The organism is Corynebacterium xerosis NBRC 16721 = ATCC 373 (assembly GCF_001552415.1).
GTDB classification, from domain to species: domain Bacteria; phylum Actinomycetota; class Actinomycetes; order Mycobacteriales; family Mycobacteriaceae; genus Corynebacterium; species Corynebacterium xerosis.
This window is the reverse complement of sequence record NZ_BCRD01000004.1, coordinates 175,630-189,128: the sequence shown is the minus strand read 5'-3', so window position 1 is coordinate 189,128 and position 13,499 is coordinate 175,630. Positions and strand designations below refer to the sequence as shown.

Here is a 13,499-nt window from a genome sequence, read left to right as displayed (position 1 = left end):
CTTCTCGACCTAGCCGACCAGTCCGGTAAGAACAGCGACCGGGATGGCGATGTTGCCGACCACGACCAGGAGCGGGATCAGACCCGACAGGAACAGCATGACCTTGCGCCAGCGGGCGCCGGTGATGCCGAGGTCGCTGGTGGCGGTCCACAGACCGTGGGACAGGTGCAGCAGCAGCGCCAGCTGGGCGATGATGTACCAGATGGCGACGAGCGGGCGGGAGAACGACGCGACCAGGTTGGCGTAGGCCTCACCATGGACGAAGTTCTCCGGGGCCACGGCGGCGCCGATGGTCAGGTCCAGGATGTGGAAGACGATGAACGCGAGCAGAACGACGCCCGTGATGATCATCGTGCGGGCTGTGAACGTGTTCCAGCCGCCGACCATGCCCTGGCGGCGGAACTTGCCGCGGGACTGGCGGGCACGGCCGTGCAGCGCGAATGCGCCGTACACGTGCAGGATCACGGCGACGAGCAGCACGATGCGGAAGATCCACAGCACGCCTTCGTTCGGGATGGCCGGGTAACCGACGGTACGCAGGAACGCGGCGTACGCGTTGAAGTCCGACTCGCCCATGAAGATCTTCATGTTGCCCACCATGTGGACAATGACGTAGAGCCCGAAGATCAGGCCGGTGACGGCCATAATCAGCTTCAGGGCCCAGGACGGGAACTTGGGCCGCTCACGCAGCGGCTCAAAAGTGATTTTTCCGTGAGCGATCGCGTCACGGTTGGAACTAGTAACAGTCATGGCACCTCCAGTGTCACGTTCACTTTAAAGTCACTGAGCCCACTGTCACCATTTATCCCCCATCCGGGTGAGGTGTTTCACAGGTTTCGCCACCCCCGCCCAAGGTAACTCTCAGATTTGGGGATTTTCGCAGGTTTTCCGCGCATAATTCCCCACCCGCTCCACCCGCGATCCGGGCACCCGGGCTCCGAAACGCCGAAAGCGGGCGGAATCCTCGATTCCGCCCGCTTCCGCCCGGCTTTACGACGGGGCAGGTGCTAACGCGATAGACCGGCAACCGGGCTTCGGCCGTAGTTGGCCGGCCGTCGCTTCTTCGCCGTCACTTCTTCGCCGTCTGGGACTCCGCAGGGCCCCCCTGCATGCCGGTGCCCTTCGGGGCAGCGGGGGGACTGGCGTCCGACGGGGAGTCGGCCTGCTCGGCGATGCGCGCCAGGTCCTCCTCGTCGGGTTCGGATTCCGCCGGCGGCTCGTGCTCCGGGCGCTCGCCGACGACGATGGTAATCGGCTCGGCCCCGACGATCACCTCGTGGCCGGCGATGTTGATGGGACCGAGGGCGTGGTCGCCCTCCTCCACCACGACCTCCACCGTGCGGCGGCGCACTGTCACGCGAAGGCGGCAACCGTAGATGGTGACCCGGTAGGTCAGCCCCTCCCACTCGTCGGGCAGTCGCGGGTCGATGGTGAAGGCACCGCCGTAATCGCGGAATCCGCCGAACCCGTAGACCAGCGACTGCCACACGCCGCCGGCCGATGCGACGTGCACGCCGTCGGCGGCGTTGCCGTGGAGGTTCGCCAAGTCGACGTAGAGGCCACGGATGAAGAAGTCGATGGCCTTTTCGCCGTAGCCGAGCTCCGCGGCGACGATGGACTGGACGACCGCCGACAGCGAGGAGTCACCGGTGGTCAGCGGATCGTAGTAGTCGTAGTCCGCGCGCTTTTCCTCGTCGGTGAACTTGTTGCCCTGCAGGAACAGGGCAAGCACGACGTCGGCCTGCTTGATGATCTGGTGCCGGTAGATGGTCAGCGGGTGATAGTGCAGCAGCAGCGGGCGCTTCGGCCCGGCCTCCGGGTCGTCGAGGTTCCAGCGCTTGCGCAGCAGGAACTGGTCGTCCTGCGGATGGATGCCGAGTTCCTCGTTGAACGGGATGTACATCTTGGCCGCGGCCTCTTCCCATTCCTCGACCTCGGCCATCTCCAGGTTGTAACGGTGGCACACCTCGCGGAAGGCCTCCGGGCGCTCCGTCATCATCTGGCGGATCACGTCGGCGGCGGCGTCGAGGTTATATTGCGCCATCACGTTGGTGTACAGGTTGTTGTTCACCACCGTGTTGTACTCGTCGGGGCCGGTCACCGAATGAATTTGGAATTCCTTGCGCTCGGCATCGAAGAAGCCCAGCGACATCCAGAATCGGGCCGTGGACAACAGCAGGTCCGTGCCCTCGCGCAGGAGGAAGTCGACGTCGCCGGTGGCGTAGACGTACTTCATCAGCGCATAAACGATGTCCGCGTCGATGTGGTACTGCGCCGTTCCGGCCGCATAGTACGCCGACGATTCCATGCCGTTGATCGTCCGCCACGGGAACAGCGCGCCGTCGTGGGCCAGCTCATCCGCCCGCGACCAGGCCGCTTCCAGCATGTCCCAACGGAACCGCAGGGCGTTGCGCGCGAAAGACGGCGACGTATAGGAAAGGAAAGGCAGGACGTAGATCTCGGTGTCCCAGAAGTAGTGGCCGCCGTAACCGGTGCCCGTCATGCCCTTGGCGGGGATGCCCTGGAACTCCGCGCGGGCGGAGGCCTGGATCAGCTGCCAGATGTTCCAGCGCACGGCCTGCTGCAGCTCGGGCTGGTTGTGGATGACCACGTCGGAGCGGTCCCAGAAACGCTCGAGCCATTCTTTCTGGTTCTCCTGCAGGGTGCGCAGGCCGATCCGGCGGACGCGGTTGAGGGTCCGGGCGCAGCGGAAGGCCAGTTCCTCGCCGCGGACGTGGCGCGACGAGTGGTAGGAGACGAACTTCTCCAGCCGGATGACGGTGCCCTTCGGCGCGTTGACGTGGTAGAGCACCTGCGCGGAGTCCTGCTCGGTGCGCTGGTCGATCTCGATGAACGGCGCCTCGCCGTCCGGGGTCGTCACCGTGTATTCGTGGTCCATCGCGCAGGCGACCGTCATCTTGGATCGGGCGCAGCGGAAGGCCAGCGTCGAGCGCTCCGATCCCGATTCCGCCTGGAAGGTCGGGTTGAGCACGCGATCGTGGAGGGTTTCGGCGCGGCGGGGGTCCAATTCGGAGCCCTGCGCGGCGTCGGAATCGTGGTATTCGTCCTCGCCGTCCTGGCGGTTGAGTATCTGCGAGTTGATGGCGACGGCGGCGTCCGAATCGAGGAGCTCCACCTCCAGCGACATCACGGCGACGTGCTTCTCCTGGAAGCTGACCATGCGTTCGCTGGTGACACGGACGTTCTTGCCGCCCGGGGTGCGCCAGGTGAAGCGGCGGCGCAGGATGCCGTCGCGGAAGTCGAGCGATCGCTCGTAGTCGTGGACCTCGGCGTTGCCCAGGCGCAGCGGCTCGTCGTCGATGTACAGGCGCATCGCCTTGGAATCGGGCGCGTTGATGATCGACTGGCCCTCGCGCGCCAGGCCGTAGGCGTCTTCGGCGTGGCGGATGTGCCACGTCTCGTGCAGCCCGTTGATGAAGGTGCCGTGCTCCGCCGAATCGCGGCCTTCCGCGGGGTTGGCGCGCATGCCGATGTACCCGTTGGACTGCGCGAACAGCGTCTCGGCGACGCCCAGCGGGATGCCGCCCGGCTTGGCCTCGATCAGCCGCCATTCGTCCACCGGCGTGACGTCGCGGTCCATCATCCCCTCGGCGTCGACGAGGTGGTGGTGGATGTCCGCGCGCGTCGGCTCGAACTCGCGGCGCCGGCGGCGCCGCTCCTCGGAGGTCTTGCTTCCGGGCGTGACCTTGCTTTCCGACGGGTCGGCGCCCGACCCCCCGCTGACGGTCGGGACTCCCGCGCCGACCTTCGCCGCGTCCTCGCCGTTCATCGGATCAGCTCCGCCAGGTCGTCGACGACCTCGTCGGCGCCGTTGGCCAGCAATTCGTCGCGGCCGGCGCCGCGGTCGACGCCGACGACCAGGCCGAACCCGCCCGCGGCGCCGGACTTGACGCCGGAGATGGCGTCCTCGACGACGACGGCCTCGGACGCCGGCACGCCCAGCTGCTCGGCGGCGTGGAGGTACGTGGCGGGCGACGGCTTGCCGTCCAGACCCAGCTCATGGGCGACGTTGCCGTCGACGATCAGCTCGAACCGATCGAGCATGCCCGCGGCCTCGAGCACCGGGCGGGCGTTGCGGGAGGAGCTGACCACGGCCAGCTTCGGCGCACCCGCCCCCTCCCCCGCCGCAACGGCGTCGAGATGGTCGAGGAACCGGGCGGAACCCTCGTACGGCGCCACGCCCTGCTCGACCCGGCGCAGGAAGTCCTCGTTCTTCCGGAGTCCCAGGCCGGTGACCGTGTCCTCGGCCGACGTATCGGACGCCGAGCCGTCGTCAAGCGAAATGCCCCGCGACTCGAGCAGCGCGCGAATGCCCTCGTCACGGCGCCGCCCGTCGAGGTGGGCGAAATAATCGGCGTCGGTGTACGGCTCCGCGCCCCGCTCCTCGAGGAAGGCGCGGAACATGTCGCCCCACGCCTGCTCGTGAATGTCGGCGGTCGGGGTCAGCACCCCGTCCAAATCGAACAACACCGCCCCGAATCGGGCGGGGTCCGTCACTCCGGCCTGGTTGGCTCCCATGCGGCGGCCTCCTCGTCGTATCGCGGTCGGCGCACCGTCGTCGAATCGTGCGCCACATCGGTTCACCAGCCTAGCGGTTGGCGGGGGGCGGGCCGGACCGTACGCGACGACGCGGCGGATAAGCCGCCGAAACGTTATCGCCCACGCGAAAACGCCCCCGGCCCGCCCGCGGGAAGCGGGTGGGACGGGGGCGTTCGGCGGGCGCCCGGGACAGACCGGGGACTAGCCCTGGTCGATGCCGTGGCGCTTCTTGAACTCCAGGCGGGCGCGGTGCAGGATCGGCTCGGTGTAGCCCGACGGCTGCGCGGTGCCCTCGAGGATCAGCTCCTTGGCGGCCTGGAAACCGATGGAGGCGTCGAAGTCCTTCGCCATCGGCAGGTAGGCGTCGTCGCCCTCGTTCTGGCGGTCGACGATCTCGGCCATGCGCTGGAGCGAGTCGATGACCTGCTCCTCGCTGACCACGCCGTGCAGCAGCCAGTTGGCCAGGGTCTGCGACGAAATGCGCAGCGTGGCGCGGTCCTCCATGAGGTCGACGTCGTTGATGTCGGGGACCTTGGAGCAGCCGACGCCCTGCTCGACCCAGCGGATGACGTAGCCGAGGATCGACTGGCAGTTGTTGTCCAGCTCGTTCTGCTTGTCCTCGTCGGACCAGTCGGCGCCCGGGTCTCCGGCCTTCGCGGCGGCGATCGGCGGGGTCAGCAGGTCCTCGCGGGTGTCGCGGCGGCCGTCGGTGATCAGCTTGTCCTGGACCTCGAACACGTCCACCTGGTGGTAGTGCGTCGCGTGGAGCACGGCGCCGGTCGGCGACGGCACCCACGCGGTGGAGGCGCCCTGCTTCGGCTGGCCGATCTTCTGCTCCAGCAGCTCGGCCATCAGCTCGGTCATGGCCCACATGCCCTTGCCGATCTGCGCCTTGCCCTGCAGGCCGTGCGCCAGGCCGGCGTCGACGTTGTTGTCCTCGTACGCCAGCATCCACGGAGCAGTCTTCTGCTCGGCCTTGCGGAACATCGGGCCCGCCTGGATGGAGGTGTGGATCTCGTCGCCGGTGCGGTCCATGAAGCCGGTGTTGATGAACACCACGCGCTCGGACACGGCCTTGATGGCGGCGTCGAGGTTGACCGAGGTGCGGCGCTCCTCGTCCATGAGGCCGACCTTCATGGTGTTGCGGTCCAGGCCGAGCAGGTCCTCGACGGCCGTGAACAGCTCGTTGGTGAAGGCGGACTCCTCCGGGCCGTGCTGCTTCGGCTTCACGATGTAGATGGAGCCGGTGCGGGAGTTCTTGCGGTCGTTGTTCTGATCCAGGCCCGGGATGGCGCAGATCGGGGTGATGACCGCGTCCATGATGCCCTCGTAGATCTCCTCGCCGTTGCGGTCGAGGATGGCGGGGTTCTGCATCAGGTGGCCGACGTTGCGGACCAGGTTCAGCGAGCGGCCGTGCAGCTTCTGCTCGTTGCCCTCGAGGTCGGTGTAGACGCGGTCGTCGTTGATGACGCGCTTGGCGGGCTTGCCGCCCTTGGTGATGTCGATGGCCAGGTCACCGACGTTGAGGCCCAGCCAGTTGGTGTAGCCGAGCACCTTGTCGGCGGCGTCGACGGCGGCGACGGAGTCCTCGAGGTCCATGATGTTGGTGACCGCGGCCTCCAGGACGATGTCCTTGACGCCGGCCTTGTCGGTCTTGCCGATGGGCGACTCCGGATCGATGAGGATCTGGATGTGCAGGCCGTTGTGCTTGAGGTAGATCGAGTCCGGGTTGCCGATCTCGCCGGTGTAGCCGACCAGGACCTCGGGCTCGCGCAGGCCGACCTGCTGGCCGTCGATGGTGGCGAGCAGACGACCGTCGACGATGTCGTAGGAGGTCACGTCGGCGTGGCTGCCCTCGAGCAGCGGGACGCCCTTGTCCAGGAAGTCGCGGCCCCAGGCGATGACGCGGTCGCCGCGCACCTTGTTGTAGCCCTTGCCGTCCTTCTCGGCGCCGCCGTCCTCGGAGATGGCGTTGGTGCCGTAGAGGGCGTCGTACAGCGAGCCCCAACGGGCGTTCGCGGCGTTGATGGCGAAGCGGGCGTTGAGCACGGGCACGACCAGCTGCGGGCCGGCGGTGCTGGTGATCTCGGTGTCCACGTTGGCGGTGGTCACCTCGTACTCGCCCGGATCCTCGACGAGGTAGCCGATCTCCTTGAGGAAGGCGACGTAGGAGTCCTGGTCCTGCTTGCCCGGGTTCTCGCGGTAGTAATCGTCGAGCTTGGCCTGCAGCTCGTCGCGCTTGGCCAGCAGTTCGACGTTGCGCGGCGTGTACTTCTCGACGATGTCGCCGAAGCCCTGCCAGAAGGCGTCCTTGTCCTCGATGCCCGCGGCGGGAAGGGCGGTGTCGTTGACGAAGTCGTAGAGGACCTTGGCGACCTGCAGGCCGCCGGCGGTGATGCGCTCGGTCATTGCTCTCCTTAATTAAAGGTTCGGTTTCACGCTCGCTGCACGTGCCGTTGCGGCGCGTGGCGGAATGGGGGTCGGGGGTGGAGGGGGTCCCGCTTTGCGACGGGCCGGCCACGGCCCCGAGGCGCGGTGGCCGACGAAGGCCGCCGCGTCGGACCGTCTTCCGCTGGCGATGCACCAACCATATGTGATGCGCGTCTCGCGCGGCGCGGTTCCGCGACGGAGTTGCCCGCGGATCGCGGGCCCTCCCCCGGACCACCGGGGCGCGGCCCTGCGTACGGCCACCCCCGGAAACGGAGGAAACGGAACCCCACCCCTTCCGGGATCGGGAATAGGGGCTGACCACGACATTGCCGACACACCCGGGCCACCCCCGACCACCGTTAGCCACGGGCCCCAGGGGGAGTGACGGGCGACATAGAAACCGGCGACCCCGACCACCCCAAAGCGGGGGGTGATCTTCACCGCCTTGTCATGCTCACGGGCGTTAACCACGAACGCATGCAGGCCGACCTGCGACGGAAGTTCACTCACGCATCACATCACACTCTTTGCAATCTTTGCTGATTCGCCAAAAAAAAGCGCTTAAATTTACAAGCCTTTTTGCTTGACGTAATCCATACCGTCCCCCATGATGTGAACCACGGCACGCGAAAGCGGGCAGTGACCGGAACCGGCCGTTGGGTGCATTCCACCCGGCGGCGGCTTTTTACGGGACACGTCCGCCCGCCGTGTATTTCAAACTCCCGGATGCCGAATGCCGCGCACTGCATCGAGTGACGCGAGCGGCCCCCGGATCCCCGCAGTCCTAGTTAAGGAAGTGACCCGGATATGTCGAACGTCGGCAAGGCCCGTACCGCCCAGGAAATCCAGAAGGATTGGGACGAGAACCCCCGCTGGAAGGGCATCAAGCGCGAGTACACCGCCGAGCAGGTGGCCGAGCTCCAGGGCAACGTCGTCGAGGAGCACACCCTCGCCCGCCGCGGCGCCGAGATCCTGTGGGAGGGCGTCAACGTCGACGACGACTCCTACATCAACTCCCTGGGTGCCCTGACCGGCAACATGGCCGTCCAGCAGGCCCGCGCCGGCCTGAAGGCCGTGTACCTCTCGGGTTGGCAGGTCGCCGGCGACGCGAACCTCTCCGGCCACACCTACCCGGACCAGTCCCTGTACCCGGCCAACTCCGTGCCGAACGTCGTTCGCCGCATCAACAACGCTCTGCTGCGCGCCGATGAGATCTCCCGCATCGAGGGCGACACCTCCGTCGACAACTGGCTGCTGCCGATCGTCGCGGACGGCGAGGCCGGCTTCGGCGGCGCGCTGAACGTGTACGAGCTGCAGAAGGGCATGATCCAGGCCGGTGCCGCGGGCACCCACTGGGAGGACCAGCTGGCCTCCGAGAAGAAGTGCGGCCACCTCGGTGGCAAGGTGCTGATCCCGACCCAGCAGCACATCCGCACCCTGACCTCGGCCCGTCTCGCGGCCGACGTCGCCAACACCCCGACCGTCATCATCGCGCGCACCGACGCCGAGGCGGCCACCCTGATCACCTCCGACGTCGACGAGCGCGATCAGAAGTTCATCGAGGGCGACCGCACCGCCGAGGGCTACTACCGCGTCAAGAACGGCCTGGAGCCCTGCATCGAGCGCGCCAAGTCCTACGCCCCGTACTCCGACCTGATCTGGATGGAGACCGGCACCCCGGACCTGGAGCTGGCCAAGAAGTTCGCCGAGGGCGTCCGCGAGGAGTTCCCGGACCAGCTGCTGGCCTACAACTGCTCCCCGTCCTTCAACTGGTCGGCGCACCTCGAGGCCGACGAGATCGCCAAGTTCCAGAAGGAGCTGGGCAAGATGGGCTTCAAGTTCCAGTTCATCACCCTGGCCGGCTTCCACGCCCTGAACTACGGCATGTTCGACCTGGCCCACGGCTACGCCCGCGAGGGCATGCCGGCCTTCGTCGACCTGCAGAACCGCGAGTTCAAGGCCGCCGAGGAGCGTGGCTTCACCGCCGTCAAGCACCAGCGCGAGGTCGGCGCCGGCTACTTCGACCGCATCGCCACCACGGTCGACCCCAACTCCTCCACCACCGCCCTGAAGGGCTCCACCGAGGAGGGCCAGTTCCACTAGGCCGCATCGCCGCCGCGCGCGTCGCTTGACGACGTGCCGGCGTGATCGGTTGGAACGGCGGGGCGGCTCCTTCAGGGTCGTCACGTGGCCACGGTCAACAACCCCGCCCGGATTTTTCCGGGCGGGGTTTTCCCATGCCCGGGGCCCGTAACTTGGCGAAATTAGCGTCCGGGGGAGCTAGTTTTGCCAGGGCTGCTAATCTTGCCGCATGGCAAAGACGTATGTGGGTTCCCGGCTGCGGCAGCTGCGGCGCGAGCGGGACATGAGCCAGGCGGCCCTCGCTCAGGCGCTGGGCCTGTCGGCCAGTTACGTGAACCAGATCGAGCATGACGTGCGCCCGCTGACGGTCCCGGTGCTGTTGAAGATCACCGAAACGTTCGGCGTCGACGCGACGTTCTTTTCCCGCGACGACGACTCGCGCCTGTTGGCGGAGGTCCAGGATGTGGTCCTGGACAAGGAGGTCTGCCCCGAGCCGGTGGATCTGCAGGAGATTTCGGACATGGTGCGCAACCATCCGGAGATCGCCCGCGCGATGGTCGATGCGCACCGAAGGTACCGCAACGTCACCGACAAGCTGTCGCTGGCCACCGACGACCGCAATTTCCAGGGTGACGGCGGCGGCGCCGCGTCGAGGGCGCTGACCATGCCGCACGAGGAGGTCCGCGACTACTTCTACACCCGCCAGAATTACATCGATTCGGTGGATTTGGCGGCGGAACGCCTGGCCACGGAGCTGGGCACCACGGACGACAACCAGGACGTCGAAGAAGTGCTGGCCCGGCGACTGACCGAGCGGCACGGCGTGAAGATCCGCACGCGCTCGGACATGGGCGACACCCAGCATCATTTCGATCCGACGACCGGCGAACTCGACCTGGCGCGGGGCCTCTCCCCCGGGCAGCGGGCCTTCCGCATGGCCACGGAGCTGGGCTACTTCGAGTGCGGCGACCTGATCCGCGAGGAGGTGTCGGCCGGCCACTTCACGTCCGACGATTCCCGCGAGCTGGCCCTGCGCGGCGTGGCCACGTATTACGCGGGCGCGTTGATCTTGCCGTACGAGAAGTTCCATGCGCTGGCGGAGTCCAACCGCTACGACATCGAGTTCCTGTCGCGCCACACGGGCGTCGGCTACGAGACCATCTGCCACCGTCTGTCGACGATGCAGCGCCCGAGCCTCCGGGGTATCCCTTTCACGTTCGTGCGCGTCGACCGCGCGGGCAACATGTCCAAGCGCCAGTCGGCGACGGGGTTCCACTTCACCAATTCCGGCGGCACGTGCCCGTTGTGGAACGTGTACGAGACGTTTTCCTACCCGGGCAAGATCATGCGCCAGGTTGCGGTGATGCCCGATGGCCGCTCGTACCTGTGGATTTCCCGGACGGTCGAGCACCACACCGCGCGGTACAACCAGCCGGGCAAGACCTTCGCCATCGGACTGGGCTGCGAGGCCCGCCACGCGCACCGCACGGTGTACTCGGAAGGGCTGGACGTCAACGACGAGAAGGCGGCGACGCCGATCGGCGCGGGTTGCCGCGTGTGCAGCCGCGACGACTGCCCGCAGCGCGCGTTCCCGCCGATCCACCGCGCCATCGACGTCAACGCCCACCGCTCCTCGGTGGCGCCGTACTAGGGCCCTCCCCACTGGGGCGCAGCACTAGGCGCGATCCCGAGTGCCGCACTGGGACGCAGTCCCGGGCCCGGCATCCCGGAAACCACCCCGACATGCGCGAAGGGGCCGACCGCGGATGCGGCCGACCCCGTCGTCAAGCAGTCTTTACTTCTTGTCGCCCGCCAGCAGCAGGGCGGCACCGAGGCCCAGCAGCCAGGAATCCTTGGCCAGGGACATGCCGTCCTGGGTCGGGGCGAGCGAGCCCTCCTGGCGCTGGCCGGGGGCTCGCAGGTACATGGACATGAAGCCGGCGCCGAAGGCGGTCAGCGCGGCACCGGCGACGCGGTTGGGCACGACCGGGGCGAGCAGCGCCGCACCGGTGGCGATCTCGCCGGCCGAGAGCATCTTGCCGAAGGTCTTCGGGTCGAGCTTGGTCACGGCCGGGATGCCCGTGGAGGCGAAGCCCTGCAGGCCGGCGGCGGACTCGGCGTCGAGCTTGCGCTTGCCCAGGCCGGAGTTGAGCAGGATCAGGCCCGGGAAGAGGCGGGCGGCGAAGCTGGCTGCGTTGATCATGGGAGGGGTCCTTTCGGGCTTTGCGACGATCCGCGGGCGGCGTCGGAGGCCCGCGTTGTTGATACATCAACTATGGCACATCGTTGACATGACCGCAACCCCCTTTTTTCAGGGGTCCCGAAAAGGCGCCTCTCCCATTCGTCCACATGGCCGCTCCACGCCTCAACCATGCGGCCCCCGCACCACCGCGACCGCACCCTCATCCAGGTACACGTCCACTGGACAGAAACATCCGTCCTGCCACATGTTTTTGTCCAGCAGACGTGTATCTGGCTACGCGCCTCCGACCTGCGGGCACCACCTCGAGAAACTTGCGGGCTCCATCCCGGGAAAGAAGCACCGCCGAAACACGATCGGGACGCAACGGCCGGGGTCGCGCGAAAAAGCGGCGCGGGGCCGGCCATCGCCGACCCCGCGCCGCGGAGAACATGTGCGGGACGTCCGGGAAGCCCCGGAGCCCCGGCGAAGCGCCGGGCCGCGGAAAACCCGCGACCCGGCGCCGACACCGCAAAATCGATCGATCTAGAGGTTGATCATCTCGCCCATCAGGCCCTCGGCTGCTTCCTTCATCGCCTCGGACATGGTCGGGTGGATGTGGGTGGTGCGGCCGATCTCCTCGGAGGTCAGCTCGTACTTCTGCGCCAGCACCAGCTGGGGCATGAGCTCGGAGACGTTGGCGCCGACCATGTGGCCGCCGACCAGCTCGCCATGCTCGGCGTCGGCGATGAGCTTGACGAAGCCGGTGGCCTCCGCCAGACCCTGCGCCTTGCCGTTGGCGGAGAACGGGAAGGTGGAGACCGTGATCTCGCGGTCGTTCTCCTCCGCCCACTTCTTCGCCTGCGCCTCGGTCTTGCCGAAGGACGCGACCTGCGGGTTGCAGAACGTCGCGCGCGGCATGTTGAGGTAGTCCTCGATGACGTCGGTCTCGTGGCCGGCCATGTGCTCGGCGGCGATGACGCCCATCGTCTCCGCCACGTGGGCCAGCTGCAGCTTCATGGTGACGTCGCCGATGGAGTAGATGTGGTCGACGTTGGTGCGCATGTACTCGTCGATCGGGATCTCACCGCGCTCGCCGAGCTCGACGCCGGCCTTGTCCAGGCCGATGCCCTCGGTGCGCGGGGCGAAGCCGATGGAGACCATGACGCGGTCGACGGTGAGCGTCTCGGAGTTCTTGCCGTCCTTGGATTCGACGGTGACCTCGACGGAGTCGCCCTTGTCCTCGATGGCGGTGGTCTTGTGGCCGGTGAGCAGCTTGACGCCGAGCTTCTTGTACTCCTTGGCGATGACCTTGGAAACGTCCTCGTCCTCGTTCGGCAGGACGCGGTCCATGAACTCGACGATGGTGACGTCCACGCCGTAGTTGGCCAGGACGTAGGCGAATTCCATGCCGATGGCGCCGGCGCCGACGATGACCATGGAGTCGGGCAGATCGGAGGAGAGGATCTGCTCCTCGTAGGAGACGATGTTGCCGCCGAGCTCGACGCCCGGCAGGGAGCGCACGACGGAGCCGGTCGCGATGATGGCGTTGTCGAACGTGAGCTCCTTGCCCTCGTCCTTGCCATCGGCGACGGCGATGGTGTTGGCGTCGGTGAATTCGCCCCAGCCGTCGACCTCGTCGATCTTGTTCTTCTTCATCAGGTAGTGGACGCCCTTGACGATGCCTGCGGACACCTTGCGCGAGCGGTCGTGCGCCGCGCCGAAATCGAAGGACGCATCGCCCGAGATGCCGAAGGTCTTCGCCTGGTGATTGAAGATGTGCGCCACTTCGGCGTTCTTCAACAGCGACTTGGAGGGGATGCAGCCCACGTTGAGGCAGACACCGCCCCAGTACTGCTTCTCCACGACGGCGACCTTCAGGCCGAGCTGGGAGGCGCGGATGGCGGCGACGTATCCGCCGGGACCGGCGCCGAGGACAACGAGATCATAATGTTCAGCCACGGAGACAAGATTACGCGGCGATGTGGCGTCAGTCATCCCCGGCCCGGCCCCGGGGGGCGGCAGGTCGGCAAGGCCGAGGGCGGAGGGCCGGCAAGGCCGACGGCGGCGGGTCAGTAGATGCCGAGGGCGACGAGGATCTCGCCGAGCGACAACGAGCCTTCGTTGAGGGAGACGCCGAACATCTCGAAGAAGAGCACGAGCAGCGTTTCATGCGGCAGCATGGCGGGTCCTTTCGGGCCGCGGGGGGATTTCCCCCGGGGAAATTTCAGTTCACTTTAGTCACAAC

At 67.1% G+C, this 13,499-nt stretch carries 8 protein-coding genes; 2 read left to right on the top strand and 6 right to left on the bottom strand.

Annotation, left to right across the window (positions count from 1 at the left end):
• Positions 1-9: 9 nt before the first annotated feature.
• The 4 genes from CX1_RS08100 to CX1_RS08085 form a co-directional block, all read right to left on the bottom strand.
• Positions 10-750 (bottom strand): succinate dehydrogenase cytochrome b subunit, encoded by a 741-nt coding sequence (locus CX1_RS08100; protein WP_046651162.1) that lies wholly within the window; start codon positions 748-750, stop codon positions 10-12.
• A gap of 319 nt (positions 751-1,069) precedes the next feature.
• Positions 1,070-3,604: a glycoside hydrolase family 65 protein gene (locus tag CX1_RS08095; protein WP_084828029.1), complete on the bottom strand. Its 2,535-nt coding sequence runs from the start codon at positions 3,602-3,604 to the stop codon at positions 1,070-1,072.
• 182 nt (positions 3,605-3,786) lie between these two features.
• Positions 3,787-4,539 carry an HAD family hydrolase gene (locus CX1_RS08090; RefSeq protein WP_046651163.1) on the bottom strand — a complete coding sequence of 251 codons (753 nt, stop codon included), beginning with the start codon at positions 4,537-4,539 and terminating at the stop codon, positions 3,787-3,789.
• A gap of 222 nt (positions 4,540-4,761) precedes the next feature.
• A complete protein-coding gene (locus CX1_RS08085; RefSeq protein ID WP_060925511.1) occupies positions 4,762-6,969 on the bottom strand; it encodes a malate synthase G in 2,208 nt (735 codons plus the stop codon).
• 828 nt (positions 6,970-7,797) lie between these two features.
• Between CX1_RS08085 and aceA the strand changes: the two genes are divergently transcribed.
• Both aceA and ramB read left to right on the top strand, forming a co-directional pair.
• Positions 7,798-9,093: an isocitrate lyase gene (gene aceA, locus CX1_RS08080; RefSeq protein ID WP_046651025.1), complete on the top strand. Its 1,296-nt coding sequence runs from the start codon at positions 7,798-7,800 to the stop codon at positions 9,091-9,093.
• A 208-nt stretch (positions 9,094-9,301) separates the two neighbouring features.
• Positions 9,302-10,723 carry an acetate metabolism transcriptional regulator RamB gene (ramB, locus tag CX1_RS08075; protein WP_046651024.1) on the top strand — a complete coding sequence of 474 codons (1,422 nt, stop codon included), beginning with the start codon at positions 9,302-9,304 and terminating at the stop codon, positions 10,721-10,723.
• A 144-nt stretch (positions 10,724-10,867) separates the two neighbouring features.
• Here ramB and CX1_RS08070 read toward each other — a convergent pair whose 3' ends face one another.
• Both CX1_RS08070 and lpdA read right to left on the bottom strand, forming a co-directional pair.
• Complete coding sequence (locus CX1_RS08070; protein ID WP_046651022.1) at positions 10,868-11,275, bottom strand: hypothetical protein; 408 nt, start codon at positions 11,273-11,275, stop codon at positions 10,868-10,870.
• Positions 11,276-11,797: 522 nt separating this feature from the next.
• The gene (gene lpdA / locus CX1_RS08065; protein WP_046651021.1) at positions 11,798-13,213 is read right to left on the bottom strand and encodes a dihydrolipoyl dehydrogenase; all 1,416 of its coding nucleotides are present in this window, start codon (positions 13,211-13,213) and stop codon (positions 11,798-11,800) included.
• Positions 13,214-13,499: the final 286 nt, after the last annotated feature.